This is a genomic window from Streptomyces viridochromogenes DSM 40736 (assembly GCF_000158955.1).
GTDB classification, from domain to species: domain Bacteria; phylum Actinomycetota; class Actinomycetes; order Streptomycetales; family Streptomycetaceae; genus Streptomyces; species Streptomyces venetus.
The window spans coordinates 3,464,424-3,467,834 of the sequence record NZ_GG657757.1; the positions used below are offsets into that span (position 1 = coordinate 3,464,424).

The following is a 3,411-nucleotide window of genomic DNA, read 5'->3' on the forward strand; positions in this document are numbered from 1 at the left end:
TCTCCGGGCGGGCACCGGCCTGCGCCGGCACCGCGACGTGCTTCTCCAGGTCGGCCACCGGCTTTCTGCCCCCGACCGGGACCTCCTCGACCTGCTGCTCGACCTGGACCTCCAGGTTGAACAGGTAGCCGACGGACTCCTCCTTGATGCCCTCCATCATCGCGGTGAACATGTCGAAGCCGTCGCGCTGGTACTCGACCAGCGGGTCCTTCTGCGCCATCGCGCGCAGGCCGATGGGGCGCCTGGAGGTAGTCCATCTCGTAGAGGTGCTCGCGCCACTTGCGGTCGAGGACCGACAGCACGACCCGGCGCTCCAGCTCACGCATGATCTCGGAGCCGAGCTGCGCCTCGCGCGCCTCGTACTGCTCGTGGATGTCGTCCTTGATGGAGTCGCCGATGAACTCGGCGGTCAGGCCCGCCCGGTCGCCGGCGGCCTCCTCCAGCTCCTCGATGGTGATCTTGGCCGGGTAGAGCTGCTTGAACGCGCCCCACAGCCGGTCGAGGTCCCAGTCCTCGGGGAAGCCCTCGGCGGTCTCGGCCTGGACGTAGGCGTCGATGGTGTCGTCCATGAAGTGCTGCACCTGCTCGTGCAGGTCCTCGCCCTCCAGGACGCGGCGCCGCTCGCCGTAGATGACCTCGCGCTGGCGGTTGAGAACCTCGTCGTACTTCAGGACGTTCTTACGGGTCTCGAAGTTCTGCTGCTCGACCTGCGACTGGGCGGAGGCGATCGCGCGCGTGACCATCTTGTTCTCGATCGGCACGTCGTCCGGGACGTTCGCCATCGACATCACGCGCTCGACCATCTGGGCCTTGAACAGCCGCATCAGGTCGTCGCCGAGGGAGAGGTAGAAGCGGGACTCGCCGGGGTCACCCTGACGGCCGGAACGGCCGCGCAGCTGGTTGTCGATCCGACGCGACTCGTGCCGCTCGGTGCCCAGCACGTAGAGCCCGCCGAACTTTTCGGACTCGTCCTTTTCGGCCTGGGACGGCCTTCTCCGGCCCCCGGAACCCCTCGGGCAAGGGCGTGGGCCCACTCCTCCGAAGTGCTCCTCGGGGTCGAGGCCGCGCTGGCGCAGCTCCGCCTCGGCGAGGTCCTCGGGGTTGCCGCCGAGCTTGATGTCCGTACCACGGCCGGCCATGTTCGTGGCCACCGTGACGGCACCCTTGCGGCCGGCCTGGGCGACGATCGTCGCCTCACGGTCGTGCTGCTTGGCGTTCAGCACCTCGTGCTGGATACCGCGCTTGCTGAGCTGCTGCGAGAGGTACTCGGACTTCTCGACGGAGGTGGTGCCGACGAGGATCGGCTGCCCCTTGCGGTGCTTCTCCTCGATGTCGTCGACGACCGCCTCGAACTTGGCGACCTCGGTCCGGTAGATCAGGTCCGACTGGTCCTTGCGGACCATCGGCCGGTTGGTCGGGATCGGCACCACGCCGAGCTTGTAGATCTGGTGGAACTCGGCGGCCTCGGTCATGGCCGTACCGGTCATGCCGGCCAGGCCGGGCTGTTCCTTGCCGTTGTGGTCCTGGCGCTTGTACAGGCGGAAGAAGTTCTGGAGCGTGATCGTGGCGAGCGTCTGGTTCTCGTCCTTGATCGGCACCCCTTCCTTCGCCTCGATCGCCTGGTGCATGCCCTCGTTGTAGCGGCGGCCGGCGAGGATACGTCCGGTGTGCTCGTCGACGATCATGATCTCGTCGTCGATGATGACGTAGTCCTTGTCCTTCTTGAAGAGCTCCTTGGCCTTGATGGCGTTGTTCAGGTAGCCCACCAGAGGGGTGTTCACCGACTCGTACAGGTTGTCGATGCCCAGCCAGTCCTCGACCTTGCTGACGCCGGACTCGTGGATGGCGACCGTGCGCTTCTTCTCGTCGACGTCGTAGTCGCCGGTCTCCTCGAGACCCTTGAGGGGGTTGCCGGGCTCGCCGCGCTTGAGGCGCGTCACCAGTTTGGCGAAGTCGCCGTACCACTTGGTGGCCTGGTCGGCCGGGCCGGAGATGATCAGCGGCGTACGGGCCTCGTCGATGAGGATGGAGTCGACCTCGTCGACGATGGCGTAGTTGTGGCCGCGCTGGACGAGCTCGTCCTGGGACCACGCCATGTTGGCGCGCAGGTAGTCGAAGCCGAACTCGTTGTTCGTGCCGTACGTGATGTCGCAGGCGTACTGCTCACGGCGCTGAGCCGGCGTCATGTTGGCGAGGATGCAGCCGACCTCCAGCCCGAGGAAGCGGTGGACGCGGCCCATCATCTCGGAGTCGCGCTCGGCCAGGTAGTCGTTGACCGTGATGATGTGGACGCCCTTGCCGGACAGCGCGTTCAGATACGCCGGCAGCGTACCGACGAGGGTCTTGCCCTCACCGGTCTTCATCTCGGCCACGTACCCCATGTGCAGGGCGGCGCCGCCCATCATCTGCACGTCGTAGTGACGCTGGCCGAGGACGCGCTTGGCGGCCTCACGGACGGTGGCGAACGCCTCGGGCAGCAGGTCGTCCAGGGTCTCGCCGTCGGCGTAGCGCTGCTTGTACTCATCGGTGAGGGCGCGCAGCTCGGCGTCGGAGAGGTCGACGAAGTCCTCTTCGATGGAGTTGACCTGGTCCGCGATGCGGTGCAGCTTGCGCAGGATCTTGCCTTCGCCTGCACGCATGATCTTCGAGAGGACGGACACGGGGGTTGGTCTCCTTGCCGGTCGGGCCTGGGACGGTCGGTTACCACTTGACTTACTGAGCAACGGCCATCGTATGCGAGGACCCCACCGCGCCGGGAGGGCCTGCCGTGACGGCGACCGTCCGCTGCTTCATTTCTCTTTCACTCTGCTTCAAAGGGGACAACGTCCGGGCCCCTCGGATAGTGCCGCATCGCCGAACGGATTTGCGCGAAGCGTGACCATCCCCTCACCCACGGCAAACAGATGGCGGTCACCGGGTCCTGCGAGCACAATCGGCCGATGGACCCCGTAACACTGACCACGGACCGCCTCCTGCTGCGCACGGTCGGCCCTCAGGACACCGACGCGGTCTACGACGCCTGTCAGGACCCGGACATCCAGCGCTGGACCACGATCCCCTCGCCGTACCTCCGCGAGCACGCCGAGGCCTTCACGGAACAGATGAGCCCCGACGGCTGGACCGACGGGTCCATGTTCACCTTCGGCGTCTTCCTCCACTCCGGGGAACTCGCCGGCATGCTCGGCATCACCATGCGCGCCCTGGGCATGGGCGAGATCGGCTTCTGGGCCGCGAAGCGGCACCGCTCCCACGGCTACATCACGGAAGCCGCCCTCACCGCCTGCCGCTGGGCCTTCACCCACGTCGCGATCGACCGCATCGAATGGCGCGCCGAGGTGGGCAACCGCGCCTCCCGAGCGGTAGCGGAACGAACGGTTTCACGATCGAGGGCACACTCCGCTCAGCGACGAA

At 66.7% G+C, this 3,411-nt stretch carries 1 protein-coding gene and 2 pseudogenes; 1 reads left to right on the plus strand and 2 read right to left on the minus strand.

Annotated features, from left to right (window positions below; genetic code table 11):
* A partial coding sequence (locus SSQG_RS44000) for a hypothetical protein (RefSeq protein ID WP_425315016.1) occupies nucleotides 1–220 on the minus strand: 220 nt, incomplete at its 3' end.
* Nucleotides 221–302: 82 nt separating this feature from the next.
* Nucleotides 303–2,639, minus strand: a pseudogene (secA, locus tag SSQG_RS15100) (preprotein translocase subunit SecA); the annotation flags it as partial.
* A gap of 300 nt (nucleotides 2,640–2,939) precedes the next feature.
* Here secA and SSQG_RS15105 point away from each other — a divergent pair.
* Nucleotides 2,940–3,411, plus strand: a pseudogene (locus SSQG_RS15105) (GNAT family N-acetyltransferase); the annotation flags it as partial.